The sequence below is a fragment of the Shewanella sp. MF05956 genome, from assembly GCF_059758055.1.
Map to the genome: position 1 here is coordinate 1 of NZ_JCAYNV010000025.1, position 22,949 is coordinate 22,949.

The window sequence follows — 22,949 nt, forward strand, 5'->3', positions numbered from 1 at the left end:
AATTCTCTTTGAAGTGGTCAATATGCATGGTGTGCTCCCGAAAAAAGGGAGTATAAGATCATAGCGAGATGTTAACGTCAAATAGTGCGTCAAATTGTTCAAAAAACATTCACGATCTCGCCCTGAGTTCCGTTCAGTTAATAAAAGCAGGTGCTATATCATCTATTGAGGGTTCAAAAGCTGATAACGGTTATATCGGTAAGCTGAGTAAGTTTATTCCAGCTTCACTAATGACAAAGATTTTAGAAAAGCATTTGTGCGAAATGCTTTATGATAAATATTTCAACACTTATGGTTTTCTAGTTAATTCAGAAAAAAACCTGCTCCCATCTGGAGCTGAAAGGCTAGGAGGCGAACAACTCGATTCAGATCCGACAATGTTTCGTTTGAATAAACTAAAAACAACTCAGTTAGCTGCATACAGGGGGAAATTAAATTTCATATGGACTACAATCGAAACACTGGTCGCCTCAATAACTTGGATTACTACTAACTCAATCGAGTTAACTCTTTTACTCACAGGAATCGTCGAGTTTATGAAGCGATTTAGAATATAGTCAGTCATTGTAGCAGGTCTGAAAACAGTTAGCTTGTTTTCATTCTTAGATAATATAGCTAACAATTTTATTGCCTCTTAACGAGGTGTTAGATTTATTTCCTGAAAAAGTAGAATTTGAGTATATGAATAAAAAAGCCTTAACTGCAATCATAACCATGGTATGTCTTAGCTCTTTGGTACCAATATCCTATATTTTAAATTTTGGACATTTAAAAATATCAGATAAGCCTGAAATATGGGGATCTTTTGGAGATTTTATTGGTGGCATGTTAAATCCTCTTTTAAGTTTTGCTGCATTTGTCAGTGTTCTAATTACGGTTTTTATGCAACAAGCTCAATTGAAGCAAAATGATAAGCAATTAGAAATGACAAGAACTGAACTTACACTTTCTACAGAGGAGTTGAAACGCAGTGCTGATGCGCAAAACGCACAAATAGATACTGCGAAATTACAGAACTTTGAATCAACATTTTTTAACTTGTTAAATCGATTTGAATCTCAGGTTGCTCATTTAATACGGGTTTATATTCAAGACGCTGTGGTAAAAAACTCAAACGTTCCAAGTAAATTTGAATTAGACAAAGATACAAGATATTGTGGTTTCGAGCACCTTAGATATGAACTATATAGATATCAAGAATATTATAGCTCTGAACAATATGGAGGGGAAAAACCTGAAAGATGTGATTCTAAAGAAGCGTATGATGGTATCTGTCATGGTTCTCATAGTATTATAATTTATTCGTATTTTATGCACTTTAAATTTCTTTTAGACTTTATAGAAGAAAGTGATATTTCTGATAAACGTAAATATTATCGCGTTTTATTTTCAGAACTAACTAATGGGGAGTTAATATTTGTATTTTACCAAGTTTTATATGGTGAAGATTTAATAGAGCTTAAAAATAAAATTGAACAATATAGTCTTTTTGAATATATTGGGTATAAAGGTTTAATTGATGACGGATTAGACCTAAGCAAATATGAGATGACTGCTTATGGTAGTAACAAAGCGATAAAAACAAATATGGAATATTACTTTAAAAAGAAATCTAATACATATGATCATTCCTCCAGTCAATAAGCAGCCTAACTTATTTGATTGCTTTGCGATTTATTTTGAAATTAAGTCCGTTGCTTGACGCTTTTAATTCTTTTAAAATATAGGGAGACAGTAAGTACCAGTATATTTCAGTCAAAAAACCAGTTAACCCTGTTTTATATATCACTTTCCTACAGCCATCAATGAAGTTAAATCGAAGAGACAATAATTCAGGTAAAGATGAGCAAGCGAGTATCCAAAACAGGGCGAAATTTCACTAAGTGAAACATTTCTGAGCGAGAGGCATGGATGTCATTGGTTTTGGTTAAGCCCGCATGGATGCTGATTTAAAACCAAGAGCCGGCGTCTCGCTGGATCATCTGCACATGAGGTTACTCTTTCGCGCCGATGAAATTTCATTGAGTTTTGCTTGCTGCAAATAGTAAAGCAACGATTTACGGTGTTATCCCCTTACCTGTTGCTGCCCAATATATTCCACCATATAAATGCGCTTGAAATAACACGTCTTGATAAACGGCATCGGTATGGCCAAGGGCGGTGTAAAATGCACGACCGCCATCGAATTCTTGATACCAAGCTATAGGATGAAATTCTCCCATGCCTTTGCCCTGCTTGGTTCCCCAGTCTGAATGAGTATCGTAACTACTTTCGTCAACCGACAAGATGTAATGCAGTTTTGGATTGCGCGCAACGGTAAAGTCGTACCATTCGTCAGTCCATAACAAACTGTCTGGCATCGATTCTAGACCTGGGAATTGACGTGACTCGACCTGTAATCTTGCGGTTTGAATTTCAGGATGGATCACAAACGTATGTCCGACAAGTTGTTGATACCATGGCCAATCGTATTCAGTATCTGTGGCGCTGTGTATGCCAACAAATCCTTTACCTTGCTGTATATAACGCTCAAAAGCGGCTTGTTCTGCATCATTTAACACATCACCAGTGGTGGCCAAAAACACCACTACATCTACTTTTTTGAGATAATCATCATTGAAATATCGACTTTCCTCATGCCAAACAACATTGAAAAAATGCTTGTCGCCAAGTTGTTGTATGGCTTTTACACCACTTAAAATCGACGGATGATGCCAGCCAGCGGTTTTACTAAACACCAATACATTAAATTGCTTTTTAGGCATGTGCTCGAACCCAGTTGCATGCAGCATTTGGCTAAAAAGCATCAAATATAAAGCACAGCTAAGCAATGCTGTCAGCAGTACTTTGTGTAAACCTGTGTATGTCATTGTGTTTCCTTATACAAATTTAATAAACATATTGGCAGTTAATCGGCCTGTTTGTTGACTCGAATCAATATCGGTTTCGACATTCACCAGGCTTGAATGCAATAACATCCCAGGAAATACGATTAATCGATTGGGTTTATAGTCGAGTGTTTTATAACATTCAAATTCACTGTGATTAACGCTGCAATAGCTTTTAGTGCTACTGCCATTAATACTGCGTTCATTAATGCTACTGCTATTTATACGACTTGGCGCTGAGAGGTTCATATCATTAACGACCTGATCGTATTCAGGCTTGCGCAGTTCGTTAATAAACTCGTAGCCCGTTCGTTTATGCCTGAAAAATCCAATGCCACCATGAGGTTTGTCATTCAAATAATGAATAACGGCAATCAAATTAGGTTGGTAAGTGTCAAAGTGTGGAATGGTTTGAATATCCGCCAACTCGTTAGCGGCAGTGGTGATGAGCGAAAAATAATTGTCGCATGGCGCAGGCGTTTGAGTCGCAGCAAAACCGTAGATTTTATAAATCGGCAGCATGAGCGGTTTTAAATAAGCCAGCACAATATCTTTGGTCATTGGGCTACGAATGCCTGGGTACTGGGTATGACCGTCGGCGCTAAATTTGGCCTGTTGCGCTATGTGCTGAGTTAATGCGCTAACATCCTCAATATAGTCATCGATGACGATTAAGGGTAATTGCCCCTCGCCAAGCATTTCTATATGAGGAGCAATATGGCGATTAATCTTAAACAAGGCTATTTGGCGATCGGCAGTAGTGATTAATAAAATCCACATGGTTAGGTAAGTTGTCGACCCGTCGCTTCACCCCAGTTTCAATACTGTCTAAAAATTTAGCCAGTTGATCATCGGGCATGTTATCGACAATAGGATGATAACTTTGAGGCATAAGCCCCTGACCTATCATGACTTGTAACCAAGATGACTCACCAAAAAGTTCTAGATCATTTTTATAAACTTGACCACTTTGATTAAACAAATCAATTCGTTGTTGCAAGCTGCTTGGAACTTCCATGTTTTTGCAATAACGCCAAAACTCACTGTCTGTTCGTTCTGTCACATGATAATGCAGCACGATAAAGTCACGAATATTATCGATTTCTGTGCGCATTTTTTGGTTAAAATTATCGACCACGCCAGCGTCCATCGCTTTAGTCGGCAGGTTTTGCATTAGCCGGACAATACTTTGCTGAATTAAATGAATACTGGTTGACTCTAGCGGCTCAATAAAACCACTTGCTAAGCCAACAGCAACGCAGTTTTTATTCCAGTGTTTACGTCGTGTGCCGGTTTGAAACTTAATCACCCGTGGCTCATTGATTAATTCACCTTCAATGTTGGCGAGTAACAAGGCTTTGGCTTGTTCATCGCTCATATATTGACTGCAAAATACTAAGCCATTGCCCATTCTGTTTTGCAATGGTATTTGCCATTGCCAGCCGCTATCGTGGGCAATCGAACGAGTATAAGGAACTAAGGGTTTGGTTTGTGTAGTCTGCACCGCAATCGCACTGTCGCAAGGCAGAATATGATTCCAGTTTTCATAACCTGTGTGCAGTGCTTGCTCAATCAATAAGCCTTTAAAGCCAGTGCAATCTATAAAAAGATCGCCTTCAATCACAGTGCCATCGGCTAAGGTAAGCGAATCAATAAAGCCATTTTGCTGATTAACATTAACCTTATCTATCATCCCCTCAATGCGCTCTGCCCCATGCTGTTCAGACAATTTACGTAAGAATTTGGCGTATAAGCCTGCGTCAGTATGGTAAGCATAGTTGCGGTCTTGATTTGCTAATACGGCAAACTTGCCTTCACGGCACGCTAGGTGTTCTGCACAATAATCCCCAATATCTTTGGCGATACCTTGCTGCATACCTTTAAGCCAAAAATGCTGAAAACCTGCCGCCCAACAGCCTTGACCAATGTAGCCAAACGAATGCAAATAGTCTTGAGACACATCTCGCCAATTCTCAAACGAAATGCCAAGTTTGAAGGTCGCGTTCGTCGCTGCCATAAATTCAGCTTCGTTAATTTTCAGCAAGTCATGAAAAATATGCAATGTCGGAATAGTCGCTTCACCGACACCCACGGTAGGGATCAGATCGGACTCGACGATAGTAACGGACAAGCTGTGGCCAAATAATTTAGAGAACGCTGCAGCGGCCATCCACCCTGCTGTGCCGCCACCTGCAATGACTACTTTTTTAATGTTATTATTGTGCATGAGTGCCTCGTTAACTTGCTTGGGCTAATTGTTGGTTCTTAAATTCAACGAGCTTTCTTATTTGCGCTTGCGAAGCGACGATCATATACAGTGATTCAACAAACCCTGCTTGATGTAACTCAAACATGGCGTCGTACGACAGTTTCGCCAGTTTATCTTCATCAATAGTATAAAAACCAATGAGTTGATGTTTCGATTGATCGTTTAGCTCAATGTCGAGTGTAACGAGTTCAAGTAACTCATGTTTTAGCACCAAGGCAACAAACAGCTCGTTTTGTTGCATACCATGGTGTAATGCTTCCAACATATTGGCAATACTGTCTAAATAGTCAGTTTGGCCGCCAAAAGGTAAAAACAGAGATTGTCCATGCTCAGTATTCACTCGTGGTGAATCCATATCAATGGTAACGACACGTTCTTTTACGGCCACACCATTATCGTTTTTTTGTTGAAAACCGATATAAAATGGTAAACGTCTTATTGATACTGGAATGTAGCTCGCGTTCCATTGCCCAGCCGATAGAAACAGGTTTTCTTCATTTTTAAAACCAAATAACACCACAGGACAAAATTGCCCTGTCTGAGGATCTTTTTGAAACAGAATAGGATAATGGGCCTGGACTGTTTTAAATTCGGCCACAAATGTAGGTGCATACCAAGTGCTGTCACCTAAACGTTCATTGCGTTGATTGTTTATTTTAATATGTTGATGGTCTTGGTTATTGAGTAATTCATGATTCGGCATAATATTCCCCACACTATTATTGTTATTAATGATTTCTATATTGGTGATAACCCATATTGAGCCATTTTTGTTAATAATGCTCTGTTAGTGGGCATTGCAGATAACAAGCGCTGTTGCTTTTGCTTGTTTATGTCTATGTGTTCAGCCAATGGTGTTAAGTATTTTGTAATATCATCAATATGGTTGATGCTAGTCTGTGAGTCACAAGTGTGAACAGGATCAGCGTTGTGTGAACGGTTCACATTTGCAGGTTGCTGCATTCCGTATAGCACATATTGATAACTGGATATTGGAAACAATGGGTTAGCATAATCAATATCATAATGACTTGGCGGTTGATGTTGCCACAGTAATAATAACGCGCTTAAGTTTGCAGGAATTGAGCTAGGATGACGATTGTTAATCCAGTATTCACTGTCATCACGTTTTGATAACACATAATGCAGTTTTAAAAAACTGATGATATGTTGCCAGTGTTGCAGCATTCGTTGATTAAATTGTTTTGCTACTATCGGCATAATATCTTGATTAAGTGGCATTTTTTCAGCAACCATGGTTGCAGATTGTTCAATTAAGGCTAATGCAGAGGCTTCAAGTGGCTCAATAAACCCTGCGGCCATACCGATAGCAACGCAGTTTTTATGCCAAAATGTTTGTCTGTACCCCGGAGTAAATGACAGTTTTTTAACACTTAACTGTTCAACTTGTTGGTTGGTGAGCGTTGAATTGTCGCGCAAATAAGCTTGTAGTCTTTGCAGCGCACTGGCATGGCTCAAATAGTCACTGGCATACACAAAACCAATACCACGACGCGATTGCAGACTAATGTCCCACACCCAGCCTACGTCTTGCGCAGTCGATACAGTGCTTGAATAAATCGGAGAATCCGCATGTTCATATGGTATTTGCACAGCTAAGGCTGAATCATTAAACAAAATATGCTTTTGGTTGTTGATCGCAATACCATAATGTTCACCAATTAATAGTGCTTTACTGCCGCTGCAATCAATGAATAGATCGCCTTTAACTTCTGTTAAAGAGTCGATGTTATTACTATCACTCGTTTTATCGATGACGACACTGGCTATGTCATGATTAACATGGTTATTCACTTTTACTACATTGGCAGAAATATATCTGACGCCTAGCTCATTACAGCAATGTTTTTTTAGCATTTCACTGAATTTTGCAGCATCTAAATGGTAGCCATAATTACTAATAAACTGGTATTGCGGCGTGGTTATCTGTTTAGGTGCTAATGAATGAGTCGCTAAGCTTTGTTGATAACAAAAGTTGTCACAAAAAGCTTGAGTCATATAATTGGTTTTGATGGCTGTAGTATAAGCACTCAATAATTGGGAGTCGCCATTGATACTGGGTAGTGAAAACGGGTGCAAATATCGATCATTTGACACGTTTGGATCAACACGCCATTGACGAAATTCAGACGCTTGCTTAAAACTGGCCTCGCATTGCGTCATAAATTCAGCTTCTTTAATGCCTATTTTACGCAAGGTTTCACGCATTGATGGCCAGGTACCCTCACCAACGCCAATCGTAGCAATATCGGGTGACTCAATTAAAGTGACGCAAACAGATGACTTTTGTAAAGGTGTATGTTGACGGTCATGTGCTGCAATAATAGCAGCAGTTAACCACCCAGCAGTACCACCGCCCACAATCACGATATTCATAGCATTTATTTGCATTAGCATACCTTTAATCGACAAAATATTATTTAAATCAGATGACTATTAATGATTTGAATAATATCTCTAGATAAAAATAAAGCGCGACAGGATGAATCCTGCCACGCTTTGGGGGGACGTTAGAATGTGTAACGAACACCAACACCGTATCGAGCACCGGTTTGAGTCAGTTTATACACAAGCTGTTCTGTACGACCGTACTCTTTAACTTGTTCTTCGGTAATGTTAATACCTTCAACAAATACAGTTAAACCTTCCACTTGCGGAATGTCATAACTAACATTGAAGTCAATTTGATAATATTCGTCAGTATAAACAGGTGCGGTTAAGTCACCATTTACACGTCGCTCGTTTAAGAAAGCATCACGCCAGTTATAAGCAACACGGGCTTGTAAACCATAATTATCATAAAAAAGTACCAAGTTAGCCGTATCACTTAAGCCTACTAGTGCTTCAGTATCGTTAAGCGAACTATCATCATATTTAAGATCTGAATTGACCAACGTGTAGTTAGCAATACCACCAAATCCAGATTCACCAAACAGGTGCTGTACGTTAAACTCGAAGCCATCGATAGTGTGTTCTTCATCACCATTGACAGGGACATTCAGATTAAATATCACACCGTCATCAGTTGCAGGATCACCCACAATAGTACCACCATCTAATTCGCCAGCGGCGTCAAAGTTAGGTTGCACATTTGGATCATCTGCATAGTTTTCAAAGATATAATTTCTTATCTGTAAATTTGATGCATTAGCTCCAAGTGCAGCAACCGCGGCATTAAATTTATCCCCACTCAGCGGGTTAGAGAGGTTAAAGATGTTTGACTCTTTTGTACCTGTGCGGATCCAATTTGATACGTCTTTTCTGAAGTAGCCGACAGAAGCATAACTGCCCTCTGCATAGTACCATTCAGTCGAAAAGTCATAGTTAATCGACTCAAGCGGTTCAAGTCCTGGGTTACCAGAATTACCTGAATAGCCACTTAAGCTACCGCCAGTATTAATAGATGTTCCACCCAATAAGTCATTGTAACTGGCGCGAGAAATCGTCTTGCTGGTAGCAGCACGCATCACGATATCATCTGTCACATTCAAATTGAAATTGAGGTTAGGCAAAAACACATCATAATCAGCACTTTGGCTTAAAGTTTCAATACCAGTAACACCTGTTACTGAGGTTGAAGTATCTTCTGTCCATTCAACGCGGCTGTAACCTGGTGCTGATGCCTGTGAAAACACATCCGTTTGCTCATAGCGTAAGCCAAAGTGAACACTAAACGGCATATCACCCATATCGCCTAAGTAGTTAATTTGAAAATAAGCAGCGGTAGTTTCTTCTTCTGTAAAACGATTCGTACCTTCGTTCCAATTGGTTGAGGCACAGAACTGGCCTTCCCCGTTAGGTCCTGCTGCTGCACCTGCTGCCGCTTTACAATCACCGTATAAACCATCTACGTTGGCGATTGGATCGGCAAATTCTGCAGCGTTAACTATTTCATCAAAATCTGCATAGAAAATACGGTTAAATAGGTCATAGTCAGCTTGAGTTGCAGTACCGTCAAAATTACCTGCCGATGCATCAAACTTGTCTAAAATAGTATCTTCAGTCCAGTTTACACCTGCAAAATCACCTACTTCTCCAACTCCGCCCCAATCAGGACGTTGAACTTGGGTATGTCGGTAGTGGTTGTTAACTTTATTCAGTGCGACACCAAAATCAATATTGGTGTCTTCATTTAAGAAGTACTTCCCTTTTACTTGAGTTTGATCAATTTCAGAGGTGTATTGGTCATTGGCAAACCAACTTCCAGATAAACGCATAGTCTGTGGATTAAAGTTTTCAATATCACCTGTTGCAATACCGGGCAAATCACCGGTTAAATCTAAACCTGTACGGGTACGAGTATAAGACGGTAATTGAATGTTGTTACGTGTTCCATGACGAGGATCCGTTGCTTTCATTTCTGCCACTGAACTGTGGTGATCAAGTTCTAGCGTTAAATCATCACTCAATTCCCACTTCAGGTTTAAACCTATTGAATCTGTGATTTGCTCATTACCCCATGCACCCACGGTTAATGAAGTATCGGCCAGATCGGCAGGGCTATTGATATCGTAAATTTCGGAATAAATTAACGGCACCGCATTTGGGCCATCAGTCCAAACAGATTCACTTCTGTCACCGGCATAGTTAAACCAAACTGACGCGTCGGTATGCTGTTCTTCTACTTTGTTTCTAAACGTTGTGTAGTCTACGGTTGCAGTAAAGTTATCAATTGGTCGATATTGAAATGTTAATTGACCATTCATACGTTCACGCTGACGTTCTTCAAAAACATAGCGTGGCTGTTGAGGATTAGAATATATTCCGCTTGTAGGGCGGTTAGTTCCACCTTCAGCTCCTGCTGGCACACCGCCCCAACCACCGTTGCTAGCATCACTTGCGCGATAACCTTGGTCTGCTAAAAATTGTTGCATCCCACTTTCGCGTTCTTGATAACTACCTGAAATAGCAATACCAATGGTATCGTCAGCAAATGTTTGCGAAAACAAACCACTCAGCTCGGGTGTTACACTGCCATTTCGTGATGATTTATCATCAATGGCCTTGCCGCCTAAAGTCGCTTTTGTGCCTGGATGGTCCAAAGGTTTAAGCGTACTTAAATCGATTGTTGCGCCAATACCGCCAGAGGTTATTGAAGCATCAGATGTTTTATACACCTTTACACCAGTGACACTTTCGGAGGCTACATTTGCAAAATCAAAAGTACGGTCACCTGTTGTATTAGGTAATTGCCTACCATTTAATGTGATTAAATTATTAGCCGCACCGAAACCACGAACGGTTACACGACTGCCTTCACCACCAGAACGGTCAATGGAAACACCGGTAATACGTTGCAGTGATTCGGCAAGGTTAGTATCAGGAAATTTACCAATATCTTCTGCTGAGATAGCATCAACAATACCGTCAGATTCACGCTTAAGATCCATCGCTCGTTCAAGACCACCACGAATACCCGTAACGGTAATCACTTCGACATCTACTTCTTCTGCATAGCTCGATGATGTAGCCATAGCGCCAAGAGCGGCTAAAATCGAGGTTGTTATTATTTTCTTGTTGAACATCTTTCTTCCCCTATCCTTTATTATTGCCATTCGGCAATGACTCTTTACTCGTTAAGCATTACCCCAAGTAATGACATTAACGAGATTCCTTTCCCCAAAAGAGTACAAATAAAGACTGCAATCGATTCCCCCCGGTCATTTCAACATAATTAAATGTTAAACTTAATCGATTCTTTACTCTTTTTTAACAAGCTGGGTGTTTATATTATTTTCAATACTGACAAAGCCATCTTATTGTCATATTGACCAATTCTTATTTTGGTAAAAAAAATTAATCTCTACACACTGATAACTTTATTCGTATGCTGTGATTGTTGAAATGCTTCCATTCCCGTCGTGAAATAGCTCAGTTTTCTTTACACATCGCAAGTGAGTTTGTCCTCCTGATAATGTTGAGTCATGGTAAAATAAAAACCATTTACCTTGATGGCAAACAATTGAATGATGGCTAGTCCATCCCAACACTGGATTCAATATAATGCCTTGATATGTAAAAGGTCCGTATGGGCTGTCCCCTATTGCATAAGCAATATTGTGGGTATCACCTGTTGAATATGAAAAGTAGTAGCGACCATTATATTTATGTACCCATGATGCTTCGAAGAAACGACGGTCAATATCAGCAACAGTAATGGGATTCCCAGAACCGTCTAAAATAACGATGTCTTGTACCTCTTCTGCAAATGACAACATATCATCGGATAATTTGGCCATTTTTGCTGGTAAAGCTGGCTGATTATCGTCTGGATAATGATCATTCAAACTAAATTGTCCTTGATGCCAATTTTGTAACTGGCCACCCCATAAACCGCCAAAGTATAAATAATAACTGCCATCATCATCCTCAAATACCGCAGGATCAATACTGAACGAATTAGCGATGTAATTTTCTTCGGCAACAAATGGGCCTGCGGGTGAATCACTACTGGCAACACCTATTCTAAAAATACCTTCCAGATCACGTGCGGGAAAATAAAAATAATACTTACCTGCTTTGTGCGCAGCATCTGGAGCCCAAAGTTGTTTACTCGCCCACTTAATATCTTCAAGAGCTAACGCAACACCATGATCTGTGACTTCATCAGTGTCATTGTCGATAGACAATACATGGTAATCGCACATCGCAAAGTGATCGCCCTGATCATTCATGCTGCTGTTATCGGTTTCTATATCATGTGATGGATAAATATAAATCTTACCTTCAAACACATGCGCAGAAGGATCTGCAGTATATATATTGGTTACAAGCGGCTGGTTTTTTGCTACGTATGAATGCGCTTTTTTGAGATCATCTAATTGTTTACGCTCAGCATCACTTAATTCATCGACACTCTTTAGATGGTCCTTCATGGCTTGAGCCATACATTCTCCTATTGTTACAGTCAGTGGTAATGTCACTTTTAATATTTATTTGTCTGCTAGCACCTGATTAAGCGAGCTCAGCCTGGATTTGTTTTACTTTTAGTTCAGTCAATTTATAGCGAGACACCACAACGAGACTTAATAAGGTACACACCACAGGAATACCAGCGAACGCGAGTAAAATACCTGACAATGCATGCTCAGTTTGTTGCTCATTAGGGACGTAATCAAAGCCTGATAATATCCAACCTGCTAATGCGCCACCAATGGCAAACCCAAATTTAATCGCCAATAAATGGCCTGAAAAAGTAATCGCGGTTAGTCGCTTACCGATTTTTTTAACCCCATAGTCAACCGTGTCAGCCACCATTGAAAACATAATCGGCGTAATAATCATGTGGGCAAAGTTGGCAATAAAATAGACTGTAAAAATCAAACCAATTTGATCCACATCAATGACATAAAACATGCTGTGCGAAATCACGACAACGACCAATGCGATGATAAAGAGATTTTTCTTTTCAAAGTATTTAGACAAAAAGTTAGTGGATATAGCACCTAATACTGAACCAATTGCCGCAAGGGTTAAAAAGTTAGACAATAATGACTCATCACCGACATAGTATTTAATGTAATGCGGCGCTACCGATGCCCTAATACCAATTAAAATTAAGGTCACTAAGCTGATAATGGCAATGACAAGCCATTGATCATTCTTAAATAAGCTAAAAAAATCGGTGAACAAACTGCGATAACTTTGCTTAGCTGGCATTGTTTGGGTTTCTTTGGTCATCTTAAAACACAACAAAAAACATGCTGCCGCTAAAGAACCCATAAATACCATTGCTAACGGATAACCGACTTGATCATTACCTTGACCAAAATAAGTTACCAATTTAGGTATTGCCCACACAATGATAACAAGAGCGCCCATGGCCATTGCAAAACGATAAGATTGAAGTGATGTACGCTCTTTTGGGTCGTTAACCATCACGGCACCTAACGCACCATAAGGAATATTAATGGCGGTGTAACAAGTCATTAAAACACCGTAGGTCACATAGGCATAAATAAGTTTGCCCGTGCTACCAAAATCAGGGGTGATAAACGCGATGCAGGCAAAAAATCCATAAGGTATTGCCAAAAATAGGATGTATGGACGGTAAGACCCCCAGCGAGTACGGGTTCTGTCAGCAATGCCGCCCATGACAGGATCAGTAAAACCGTCAAATAATCGTACCGCTAATAGCAAAGTCCCCGCTGCTGCTGCAGATAAACCATATACATCGGTATAAAAAATAAGCATGAAGTTGGCGACCATTTGAAAGACGATATTGCTGGCTGTGTCCCCAAGACCGTAGCCAAGCTTTTCTTTAATGGTCAGTTTATTATTAGTATTTTCCATTATCATTCCAATGAATTGTTATAGTCATAAACACTATATCAATTTAATATTTATGTAAATAGATTTGATGTAATTTTAATGGAATGTAAAAAAAGACAGCGAACGCAGTCTTTTAGTGGTGTGAATATGGGCATTATATTGTGAATTTAGGGGTATTAATATTCGAACGTAAAACCAAATTGAGTTAGTTTTTCATAAACATGCACATCAAATCGATACAATGATGCAGCTCTGTGAGCAACATTACGTTGCTTCTCATTACAGTCGATTAATAAATTCATCTTTAATATTTTTCGACGGAAATTGGGTTTGTCTAATGTCACACCAAGAATCGACTCATATAAATCTTGTAGTTGTAATAAGGTAAACTTTTCAGGCAACAAACTAAAACCAATCGGTTCATGTCTGACTTTGTATTTTAAATGATTAAGGCAACTCGCCAAAATATTACCGTGGTCAAACATCAGTTTAGGCACTTGTGTTACATCAAACCATTCACACTCTATGGCATTGGAACCGTGCGATAAATTGGTTTCGTCAAAACGGACCAGGGAATAAAATGCGATAGTAATAATTCGTCTGGCTGGATAACGGTCAACGTCACCGAAGGCACCAAGTTGATCTAAATATAAGTTTTCAACCCCTGCGGTGTTTTTAACTACCCGAGAAGCCGCAGTCTCAAGGTTTTCATCACTGCGAACCCAGTGACCGACTAAACCCCATTTATTGGTGGCTAAGCCTTTATTATATTTAACCAGTAAGACTTTAAGTTTGCCTTCATGGAGGGTAAAAATAAGATTATCAACGGTTAAGTTACTAATACAATCAGCTGGGATGGTTTCTTCATCAATAACTTCGTTTATAAAATTCACAGGTAAGATCCACTTTAAGATAACGAGCTTGGTTGTACATAGTCACTTTGAAGACTGCCGTTGAATAACGGTACGGCAATGAAAAGGTCATATTCAACAAATGTTGATAATCACTTTACTCACCAAAAACATAATTGTAAATGCATGAAACAAAATCAATTTATACTGTACATCACTGATGGATAATATAACAACAATGCTTATCATCGTTGCTACGCAGATGCGTTTTATCAAGCGGCACCACAAACGGATGTTTTAAGCGATTCATTGTGTGAATATTATCAATCAACAAACACTTATTATGTGAAGAAACGTTCATTGCTAGACAATTGATTTACTTGACTCTCTTTGAATAATTTCAAATTCGAGAATATGACGCAACTCACTGTTTTTTAACCCTGAAAAGTATTTGTCTTTATTTGAAGTAAATAAGCTAACAGCTAGCGTTGCCATTTCATCAATAGGCTGTCTTACCGTGGTGATATTTGGCCACACAACCGTTGCAAGGGTTGTATCATCAAAGCCGACAACCGATAAATCATTGGGCACATTAATGCCCTGGCTTTGTGCAATTGACATAACCGCGGCCGCCATATCGTCGTTAGCGGCAAAAATAGCACTGGGTTTATCGACTAGGGATAGCATTTTCTGCGCGGCGACCATACCTGACTGATAGGTAAAACATCCCTGCTCTATGTATTCTGGTGGGGTATTTATTTTGTTAGAACGCAGTGCATCCAAATAACCTTGGTAGCGTAAACGACTCACGCCTTGATTTGGATCGCCAATGATATGGCCTATCTTGCTGTGGCCTTGTTTGATTAACGTTTCAGTTAAATCAAAGGCGGCTTGATAATCGTCCATACATATATAAGGCGAAATAGTTAACTGGCTGTCAGGTGCGACTCTGACAAAAGGGACATTAGCTGCAAGTAAGCAATCAATAATTTCTTTTTGATCGCATACCGGTGGCAATAGAATCATGCCATCCACTTTTGTTTCGTTAATTAACTCATTAACTGATTGAAGTGTTTTATCAATATTTTTATCTGCTTCATCTACCACTAAATGAAAGCCATTTGAACGGCAGCATTTTAAGGCGCTTAATAAAAATTGGCTGACATAAGCATCACTAGGGTTGTCATACAACAATCCTAAAAAGTACGATTTATTACTGGCCAATCTTCGCGCCGACTCGTTAGGTCTATAGTGTAATTGCTCAACCACAGCTAACACTTTACTGCGTGTTTTATCGCTTACTTTAGGGTCTTGGTTTAATACTCGTGATACAGTCATCATAGAGACGCCCGCTTGTTGAGCAACATCCTGTATTCGCGCTTTTTTAACTTCGACCATTATTTACCTACTCATAAAAACAACAAAGCGATAGAAAATTAAGCATTTACGACTGCCTTTAAAGACCTCACTTCAAATAATATCATTATTTGAAGTGGCAAATACAAATGAATCACTGTGAAATTATCGTTATATCCACATAACTGAATGATGAAGCTATTACACCGACAGCGAACAGCTAGTTTTAGTCGATAAGTTAGTTTAATTCAAGCGCACTATCAAAATACGCTAAGCATTAAGACTGGGGTAAATAAAGGCTTTCACCCTGGCTAATTGGGATTGAAACAACAAACTGTGCTTATGGCTCACTACCCGACTCTCCATTTCACCTTGCTGGATCAGGCGACAGGCTTCATCTGCTTCAAAGTGATACCCCATTGACTGTCTGTCATCAGTAAAGCTATCGACCAAATCATCAAGCTGATACATATGGCATTCAGAGGCTCTAAATGCATCAGGAATAACGATGTAGCCTTTATCACCAATTAAATAGGCATTGTTACTTAATCGACATTGAAACGATGTGGCTAAACTGACCATCACATCATCACTTTTACCAATAATAATGACATCATCTTCAACGCCTGTTTCACACACATGCGCTTGTACGTATAAATTATTGATGTCTGACTTTAAAAAGTAATTCGCTATGGCCAAGGGATAAATACCCATGTCTAATAAACAGCCTCCAGCAAGTTGCGGATTGTACTCTCTTCCGTCTGCCGCAAAGGGAACAGGATAACCGAAATCAACTTTGACATGTTTAAGCTGTCCTATTCGTCCATCGTCTAACCATATTTTTGCCTGCTGCATTGCCGGTAAAAAATAAGTCCACATTGCCTCCATTAGTAACAAACCTTTGCTTTTGGCGAGTGTGGTTAATATCTGGCATTCATCAACGGTTACCGTCATTGGTTTTTCACACAATACGTGTTTACCCGCCATTAGCGCATCATGGACTTGTTGAAAATGAAAGTTATGTGGAGTTGCAATGTACACAATATCAACATCAGGGTCGTCAAATAACGTTTGGTATCCCTGATAGGCTTTGTCTACATTGTATTGTTCAGCAAATTTGTCAGCATCTGCTTGCTTTCTTGCCGCTACTGCATACAAATAACTATTCGCCGAAAATGCCAAATCCTGACAAAATAACGCTGCTATCCTGCCTGCGCTGACAATCCCCCAATTTAACTTAGTCATTTTTACATCCTTTTTTTAAATTATCTCAGTTGGTTTTAGCAAAACCAACATGGCAATGCACAACACAACAAGTTAGCAACTTGTTAATGAAGCCACCTATTACTCACAAAAAACTAAAACTTATGACATAAAATACACTTGATAGATTTAAAATCCAGTGCTAATGTTAGCGCTAACAAAATATAACACGATTTAACATTGGATTGAATTATGTATCTTGGCATCGACTTAGGAACCTCTTGTGTAAAGATCATTATTTTAGACGGTAATGATCAACTACTCGCACAAGCTAGCTCATCACTAACTGTATCGCGTCCACACCCTCAATGGTCTGAGCAAGACCCTAATGATTGGTGGCAAGCAACCTGTTTAGCAATGGCCGAACTTAAAACAACTAAACCAGACTTACTTAAACAAGTTAAGTCTGTAGGTTTATCAGGCCAAATGCATGGTGCTACCTTGCTTGACAGTAATAACCAGGTTATTCGCCCTGCCATTTTATGGAACGACGGCCGGAGTGAACCGCAATGCAAAACGTTGGAAGCTAAAGAGCCTAATTCACGACACATTACCGGCAATATTGCCATGCCAGGTTTTACCGCGCCTAAAGTGTTGTGGGTAAAAGAGAATGAGCCTGAAAATTTTGCAAAAATAGCCAAAGTACTCTTACCAAAAGATTATTTACGCTTACAAATGACCGGTGATTTTGCCTCAGACATGTCAGATTCAGCTGGCACGCTTTGGTTAGATGTTGAAAAGCGTTGCTGGTCTGAGGCAATGCTTAAGGCAACCTCATTAACCATTAACCATATGCCGACGCTATATGAAGGCAATGACATCACCGGAATCTTAAGCGCCGACATAGCCAGCTTGTGGGGCATGGATAAAGTCCCTGTGGTTGCAGGCGCTGGAGACAACGCTGCTGGAGCCATTGGTATTGGTGTAATAAAGCCTAATCAAGCCTTCTTATCTCTGGGTACCTCTGGCGTGTATTTTGTCGCGAATGAGCAATATTTACCGAATCCAGATAACGCAGTACATACTTTTTGCCATGCCCTAAGCAATACCTGGCACCAAATGTCTGTGGTGTTAAGTGCCGCAAGTTGCTTAACCTGGGTAACCAAGCTGACCGGCTATGACAATGAAGCTGCATTGCTGGATCAAGTCGCAAAATGTGATTTTAGCCACCCCTGCTCAGTGTTGTTTTTACCTTATCTTTCTGGCGAGCGTACGCCACATAATGATCCCAAAGCTAAAGGCGTATTCTTTGGCCTTGACCATAACACCAGTGCTGCAACCTTAGGGCGAGCAGTATTAGAAGGTGTCGCTTTTGCCTTTGCCGACGGACAACAAGTTTTACTTGATGCTGGCGCTCAAATCGATGAGATATCGGTTATCGGCGGCGGTTCTAAAAGTCGATTATGGGGCGATATCTTAGCCAGTGTATTAAACCGCCCGCTTTCTTATCGTGAAGGCGGTGAAGTCGGCCCGGCATTTGGTGCAGCAAGATTAGCCAGAATCGCCATAGAGCAAGCACCTGCAGAATCTATTTGTACTAATGGCAAGCTGAAACACGTGGTATTGCCAAATCCAGATATGCAAGAGTATTACGCCAAACAATATCAACAATTTAAAGGCTTATACCAAGCAACTAAACATTTGTTTTTATAAAGAACCCCCCAAAAAAAGTAATAGAGTCTTAATTTACATAAAAATACGGAGTCATCATGAGCGAACAATTTTTCCCAAATATAGAAAAAATTAAATACGAAGGCGAAAACAGTAAAAATCCTTTTGCATTTCGTTATTACGACGAAAACCGCGTAGTTATGGGTAAAACCATGAAAGAACATTTACGTTTTGCCGCGTGTTACTGGCATAACTTTTGTTCAACAGGTTTTGATATATTTGGTGAAGGCACTTTCGACCGCCCTTGGTTACAACCAGTCGGTGATCAACTGGTTTTAGCAGAGCAAAAAGCCAAAGTCGCATTCGAGTTTTTTGAAAAACTGGGTGTGCCTTACTTTTGTTTTCACGATACCGATATCGCACCAGAAGGCAAAACACTTAAAGAAAGCCATGCAAACGTTAATCACATTGCAGACATTCTTGAAAAAGAAATGCAACGTACTGGCGTTAAATTGTTATGGGGCACGGCTAACTTGTTCTCAAACAAACGTTTTTGTGCTGGTGGTGCGACTAACCCAAATCCTGAGATATTTGCTTACGGAGCAGCGCAAGTAAAGCATGCAATGGAAGTGACTAATCGTTTAGGCGGTCAAAATTACGTGTTATGGGGCGGCCGTGAAGGTTACGACTCACTGCTTAATACCGATTTAAAACAAGAAAGTGAGCAATATGCCCGGTTCTTGAAAATGGTTGTTGAACATAAGCATAAAATTGGTTTTAAAGGCACATTATTAATCGAGCCAAAACCACAAGAACCGACAAAACATCAGTACGATTATGACACGGCAACGGTAGCGGGCTTTTTACACAAGCACGGCTTACAGAACGAAATCAAAGTTAACATTGAAGCGAACCATGCCACTTTAGCTGGCCATAGTTTTCATCATGAAGTCGCCGTAGCCTGTGCTGAAGGCATTATGGGCAGCATAGATGCTAACCGTGGTGATATGCAAAATGGTTGGGACACTGACCAATATCCAAACGATGTCGCTGAATGTACTTTAGTGATGTACGAGATTTTAAAAGTAGGTGGTTTTACCACTGGCGGTTTAAACTTCGACACTAAGCTTCGTCGTCAGTCATGCGAACGTGAGGATCTGTTCCACGGTCATATTGGTGGTATGGACACTATGGCTAAATCATTATTGAACGCGGCTCAACTTATTGAAGAAGCGCCATTATCTTCATTTGTTGAACAACGTTATGCCGGCTGGAAACAAGGTTTAGGTAAAGACATTTTTGACGGCCAACACAGCTTAGAAAGCTTATCTAAACTGGTGCTTGAGAAAAATATTAATCCGACATCAGTATCAGGCCGCCAGGAACTACTCGAAAATACGGTTAATCGCTATATCTAAGGACTTATCCCCCATCTAATAAATGGGGGATTTTTTTATCATGAATATGTTGGAACAATTAAAACGCATCACAACTGTTGTTGCTGATAGTGGCGATATTGAAGCGATTAAACTTCATAAACCCATAGATGCTACCACCAATCCTTCGTTAATTTTACAAGCCGCAAAATTACCGCAATACCAATACCTTATTGCTAAATCAATTTCACAAGGTAACGATGATATTGATGATATTTGCGATCATCTAACGGTAAATTTTGGTTGCGAAATCATCAAATGTATCCCAGGGCGTATATCAAGTGAAATTGATGCTCGGTTATCGTTTGATACTCAGGCCAGTATCGAAAAAGCGCAAAAGATCATCGCACTTTATGCCGCCAATGGCATTGATAAAAGTCGCGTATTAGTCAAGCTTGCGGCAACCTGGCAAGGGATAAAAGCGGCTGAAGAGCTTGAGAAACAAGGTATTCATTGTAACCTCACTTTACTCTTTTCAATGGCGCAGGCCGTTGCATGTGCAGAAGCAAACGTCACGTTAATATCCCCCTTTGTCGGCAGAATTTTAGATTGGCACGTCAACAAAACGGGACAACAATATCAAGCTTGTGATGACCCTGGTGTTGTCTCTGTTAAAGCGATTTATCACTATTACAAACAGTATGATTATAAAACAGAAATCATGGCGGCTAGTTTCAGAAACATAGGCGAAATCATTGAATTAGCAGGATGTGATTTATTAACCATATCCCCTAGTTTACTGACTCAACTGCAAGAGTCTCAAGGCCAACTTGAGCACAAGTTAAATGCAGCTGTTGTTAACAAACGTGATGTCAAAACAGTCATTCCACTCACATTTGAACGCTATTTATGGCTATTAAATGAAGATGCGATGGCTAGCGATAAATTATCTGAAGGCATTCGTAACTTTGCCAAAGATCAGACTATTCTAGTCGAGATGATAGAACAAATGCGCAAAGGCTAAGTTACACTGCACAGAATATATACCCAATCAACTTGAAGATACGTGTTTCAGAGCTTCACCGTGTTTTCAATACTAGGCGCGTTAATGCAGTAATGTAGGCACCTTATAAATTAGCGCAACAACGTAGTGGGAACACGGTGACACTCCCAAGGGGCAAGTTTTACACGCGTTTATGCTGCGTTATTGATTTTGGAAAGGGAACAACCATTCCCCGCAATCAATGCCTTGTCTAAACGCGTGTAAATTCTTGCTGAAATCGAGCATCTTCAGGTTGTTTGGGTATACAACCGCATAATCAAAGAATCCCCCAAGTAACAAGGCCATAAAAAATTGATGGCCTTGTTTTTAGTTCACCTAACGATATGACGAATACCATTGCACGTTAATAAGTGATTAATGCCTTTCTTTATAGCTAAAATAACTAAACTCGGCAGGATTGTTAGTACCGGTTAAATCTTGGCAGCACATGCCAACAAATGCACCCGTAAAGTTAGCACCTTCGCCTTTACCTGCTTCATCAGAGATGAAGCTGTAATCCAATTCACACAGCGCTAGCCATTTGGCACCATCTATTGAATAACTAAATATAAGTCGCTCAAACTCAACATCGGCTTTAAGACTAATCGTGTTACTTTGAAGCGCTACACGCTGATCGTATATCGGAAAGCTAGCGGTTAACGTTTGGTCACCTAAGCAACTCATAACGTCTAGATGCATTCCTTTTTCGTCATCAAAAGACACATACAAATAATGAAACTTATGGGCGTTGTAGTAACAAATTAACCCCGCTTGTTGCTGAAAACTGCTTGGGTTAAACGTGAGCTCTGTTTGCGCTACAAATGATAAATGCTGTTGCCTTCTAGCAATAAGCGCTTGCTCAAACGTACTACCAACCGACTGCTTACCGAACAAGGTTAAGACACCGGGCTTAACAGTCAAACTATACAACCCATTGGGATTAGGGATCCGCAACCATTGGTAGTGGTCAGGTAATAGTGGCGATGAAAAATCATCATAATGAGAATAATCTCGAACCGGTATAGCTGTTAAGCCTATAGGATTGACTTCACCGTATACTTGACCTGATGCCAGTCTAAACCAGCCATCATCTGCTAACGTTAATGCTTGAATACCTGTTTCGCGTCCTAATGGGCTGCGTTTACGGCCATCTTCAAATCTAATCGGTCTGGACATTAAATGCGTTAAATACCATTTACCGTCAGGGGTTTGCACTAAGCCGCCGTGACCAGTGCGCTGTAACGGTTGGTCTAAATGATCTTTGGATGTCAGTACATGCACATTAGGGTCGAGCTCATAAGGGCCTGTGATATTTTTTGAACGGGCAAAGGTACAAGCGTGGTCGTAACTGGTGCCACCTTCTGCGGTTAATAAATAATAGTATTGATTAATTTTATATAAATGCGGGCCTTCAGTAAGACCATGTTGGCTGCCCTTGAAGATATTAACCGCAGTACCAATCAATTTTTGCTGCTTCTCACAATATTGCTGCAATAAAATACCCGCAAAAGGATGCTTATTGGGCCTATGGTCCCACACCATATTCACTAACCACTTACTGCCGTCATCATCATGAAATAATGACGGATCAAACCCGCTGCTATTTAAATAAACAGGGTCGCTCCATTCACCATCAATAGTTGCACAAGTCGTTAGGTAATTAGGGCAATCTTTAAAATTACCGTCAAAGCGTTTTACATCGGTATAAATCAAATAAAATAAACCATCATCGTAACTTAAACATGGCGCCCAAACTCCACACGAGTCAGGACATCCGGTCATATCCAGTAATGCTACGCGGTTTAAGGGACGGCTGACTAACGTCCAATTAACTAGGTCAAGTGAGTGATAAATTTGAACGCCGGGATACCATTCAAATGTCGACACTGCGATGTAATAGTCATTACCCACTCGCACAATACTGGGGTCGGGATGAAACCCCGGTAAAATTGGATTGATCTGCTGACTCATCTTCGACCTGCCATTCAAAACTTAAAGAGA

General features: G+C 40.0%; 17 protein-coding genes. 5 read left to right on the forward strand and 12 right to left on the reverse strand.

Annotated features, from left to right (window positions below):
• Window positions 1-68: 68 nt before the first annotated feature.
• Together AC19MX_RS19755 and AC19MX_RS19760 are read left to right on the forward strand one after the other, a co-directional pair.
• Window positions 69-557 carry a hypothetical protein gene (locus tag AC19MX_RS19755; protein ID WP_498299618.1) on the forward strand — a complete coding sequence of 163 codons (489 nt, stop codon included), beginning with the start codon at window positions 69-71 and terminating at the stop codon, window positions 555-557.
• A 124-nt stretch (window positions 558-681) separates the two neighbouring features.
• Window positions 682-1,644, forward strand: a complete 963-nt coding sequence (locus AC19MX_RS19760; protein WP_498299619.1) for a putative phage abortive infection protein — start codon at window positions 682-684, stop codon at window positions 1,642-1,644.
• 413 nt (window positions 1,645-2,057) lie between these two features.
• Here AC19MX_RS19760 and AC19MX_RS19765 read toward each other — a convergent pair whose 3' ends face one another.
• The 11 genes from AC19MX_RS19765 to AC19MX_RS19815 form a co-directional block, all read right to left on the reverse strand.
• Window positions 2,058-2,870: a ThuA domain-containing protein gene (locus AC19MX_RS19765; protein ID WP_498299620.1), complete on the reverse strand. Its 813-nt coding sequence runs from the start codon at window positions 2,868-2,870 to the stop codon at window positions 2,058-2,060.
• Window positions 2,871-2,879: 9 nt separating this feature from the next.
• Entirely contained in the window at window positions 2,880-3,668 is a 789-nt protein-coding gene (locus AC19MX_RS19770) for a DUF6445 family protein (RefSeq protein WP_498299621.1), read from the reverse strand.
• Window positions 3,619-5,115 (reverse strand): tryptophan halogenase family protein, encoded by a 1,497-nt coding sequence (locus AC19MX_RS19775; RefSeq protein WP_498299622.1) that lies wholly within the window; start codon window positions 5,113-5,115, stop codon window positions 3,619-3,621. The genes AC19MX_RS19770 and AC19MX_RS19775 overlap by 50 nt, the downstream gene beginning before the upstream one ends.
• A gap of 10 nt (window positions 5,116-5,125) precedes the next feature.
• Window positions 5,126-5,860 (reverse strand): SapC family protein, encoded by a 735-nt coding sequence (locus AC19MX_RS19780; RefSeq protein WP_498299623.1) that lies wholly within the window; start codon window positions 5,858-5,860, stop codon window positions 5,126-5,128.
• Between the two features lie 35 nt (window positions 5,861-5,895).
• A complete protein-coding gene (locus tag AC19MX_RS19785) occupies window positions 5,896-7,569 on the reverse strand; it encodes a tryptophan halogenase family protein (protein ID WP_498299624.1) in 1,674 nt (557 codons plus the stop codon).
• Window positions 7,570-7,688: 119 nt separating this feature from the next.
• Window positions 7,689-10,703, reverse strand: a complete 3,015-nt coding sequence (locus AC19MX_RS19790; protein WP_498299625.1) for a TonB-dependent receptor — start codon at window positions 10,701-10,703, stop codon at window positions 7,689-7,691.
• 294 nt (window positions 10,704-10,997) lie between these two features.
• Complete coding sequence (locus tag AC19MX_RS19795; RefSeq protein ID WP_498299626.1) at window positions 10,998-12,065, reverse strand: glycoside hydrolase family 43 protein; 1,068 nt, start codon at window positions 12,063-12,065, stop codon at window positions 10,998-11,000.
• A gap of 67 nt (window positions 12,066-12,132) precedes the next feature.
• Window positions 12,133-13,470, reverse strand: a complete 1,338-nt coding sequence (locus AC19MX_RS19800; protein WP_498299627.1) for a glycoside-pentoside-hexuronide (GPH):cation symporter — start codon at window positions 13,468-13,470, stop codon at window positions 12,133-12,135.
• A 155-nt stretch (window positions 13,471-13,625) separates the two neighbouring features.
• Window positions 13,626-14,342 (reverse strand): NUDIX hydrolase, encoded by a 717-nt coding sequence (locus tag AC19MX_RS19805; protein ID WP_498299628.1) that lies wholly within the window; start codon window positions 14,340-14,342, stop codon window positions 13,626-13,628.
• Window positions 14,343-14,663: 321 nt separating this feature from the next.
• Window positions 14,664-15,698, reverse strand: coding sequence for a LacI family DNA-binding transcriptional regulator (locus tag AC19MX_RS19810; RefSeq protein WP_498299629.1), 1,035 nt, complete (start codon window positions 15,696-15,698; stop codon window positions 14,664-14,666).
• Between the two features lie 228 nt (window positions 15,699-15,926).
• Window positions 15,927-16,901, reverse strand: coding sequence for a Gfo/Idh/MocA family protein (locus AC19MX_RS19815; RefSeq protein ID WP_498299630.1), 975 nt, complete (start codon window positions 16,899-16,901; stop codon window positions 15,927-15,929).
• Between the two features lie 210 nt (window positions 16,902-17,111).
• Here AC19MX_RS19815 and xylB point away from each other — a divergent pair, with 210 nt between their 5' ends.
• The 3 genes from xylB to tal are packed head-to-tail and all read left to right on the forward strand — an operon-like array spanning window position 17,112 to window position 20,930.
• A complete protein-coding gene (xylB, locus tag AC19MX_RS19820; protein ID WP_498299631.1) occupies window positions 17,112-18,572 on the forward strand; it encodes a xylulokinase in 1,461 nt (486 codons plus the stop codon).
• Between the two features lie 56 nt (window positions 18,573-18,628).
• Window positions 18,629-19,948 (forward strand): xylose isomerase, encoded by a 1,320-nt coding sequence (gene xylA / locus AC19MX_RS19825; RefSeq protein WP_498299632.1) that lies wholly within the window; start codon window positions 18,629-18,631, stop codon window positions 19,946-19,948.
• 37 nt (window positions 19,949-19,985) lie between these two features.
• Window positions 19,986-20,930 (forward strand): transaldolase, encoded by a 945-nt coding sequence (gene tal, locus AC19MX_RS19830; protein WP_498299642.1) that lies wholly within the window; start codon window positions 19,986-19,988, stop codon window positions 20,928-20,930.
• Window positions 20,931-21,323: 393 nt separating this feature from the next.
• Here tal and AC19MX_RS19835 read toward each other — a convergent pair whose 3' ends face one another.
• Entirely contained in the window at window positions 21,324-22,919 is a 1,596-nt protein-coding gene (locus AC19MX_RS19835; RefSeq protein ID WP_498299633.1) for a glycoside hydrolase family 43 protein, read from the reverse strand.
• Window positions 22,920-22,949 lie beyond the last annotated feature (30 nt).

Coding starts and splice junctions, on each gene's coding strand:
- AC19MX_RS19755 (WP_498299618.1), top strand. CDS start 69: ATGTTAACGTCAAATAGTGCGTCAAATTGTTCAAAAAACATTCACGAT.
- AC19MX_RS19760 (WP_498299619.1), top strand. CDS start 682: ATGAATAAAAAAGCCTTAACTGCAATCATAACCATGGTATGTCTTAGC.
- AC19MX_RS19765 (WP_498299620.1), bottom strand. CDS start 2,870: ATGACATACACAGGTTTACACAAAGTACTGCTGACAGCATTGCTTAGC.
- AC19MX_RS19770 (WP_498299621.1), bottom strand. CDS start 3,668: ATGTGGATTTTATTAATCACTACTGCCGATCGCCAAATAGCCTTGTTT.
- AC19MX_RS19775 (WP_498299622.1), bottom strand. CDS start 5,115: ATGCACAATAATAACATTAAAAAAGTAGTCATTGCAGGTGGCGGCACA.
- AC19MX_RS19780 (WP_498299623.1), bottom strand. CDS start 5,860: ATGCCGAATCATGAATTACTCAATAACCAAGACCATCAACATATTAAA.
- AC19MX_RS19785 (WP_498299624.1), bottom strand. CDS start 7,569: ATGCAAATAAATGCTATGAATATCGTGATTGTGGGCGGTGGTACTGCT.
- AC19MX_RS19790 (WP_498299625.1), bottom strand. CDS start 10,703: ATGTTCAACAAGAAAATAATAACAACCTCGATTTTAGCCGCTCTTGGC.
- AC19MX_RS19795 (WP_498299626.1), bottom strand. CDS start 12,065: ATGGCTCAAGCCATGAAGGACCATCTAAAGAGTGTCGATGAATTAAGT.
- AC19MX_RS19800 (WP_498299627.1), bottom strand. CDS start 13,470: ATGGAAAATACTAATAATAAACTGACCATTAAAGAAAAGCTTGGCTAC.
- AC19MX_RS19810 (WP_498299629.1), bottom strand. CDS start 15,698: ATGGTCGAAGTTAAAAAAGCGCGAATACAGGATGTTGCTCAACAAGCG.
- AC19MX_RS19815 (WP_498299630.1), bottom strand. CDS start 16,901: ATGACTAAGTTAAATTGGGGGATTGTCAGCGCAGGCAGGATAGCAGCG.
- xylB (WP_498299631.1), top strand. CDS start 17,112: ATGTATCTTGGCATCGACTTAGGAACCTCTTGTGTAAAGATCATTATT.
- xylA (WP_498299632.1), top strand. CDS start 18,629: ATGAGCGAACAATTTTTCCCAAATATAGAAAAAATTAAATACGAAGGC.
- AC19MX_RS19835 (WP_498299633.1), bottom strand. CDS start 22,919: ATGAGTCAGCAGATCAATCCAATTTTACCGGGGTTTCATCCCGACCCC.